This is a genomic window from Neisseria sp. P0009.S007 (assembly GCF_051962515.1).
On record NZ_JBQCVF010001319.1, the window covers coordinates 1 to 232 of the forward strand.

Sequence of the window (232 nt, forward strand, 5' to 3'; positions counted from 1 at the left end):
TTGTTCGGCTGCGCTGCCAAGTTTGACTTTGACATCGGTTTGTTTGCCGCCGCGCCAAATGCTCAAAGTGACTTCTTTGCCCGGCATCATCGAGCCGACCATGACCGGCAAATCGCTGGAAGCGCGGACTTCTTCCCCGTTCACGCTGCGGACAATATCGCCGACTTGTAAACCGGCTTGTTGCGCTGCGCTGTTCGGCATGATTTTGGCAATCAACGCGCCGCTTGCTTTG

Annotated in this window: 1 protein-coding gene; it reads right to left on the reverse strand. The window is 56.0% G+C overall.

The features are described 5' to 3' along the window. Nucleotides 1-232: PDZ domain-containing protein (locus tag ACTHS3_RS18765; protein ID WP_440368924.1), on the reverse strand; the 232-nt coding region annotated here is incomplete at both ends.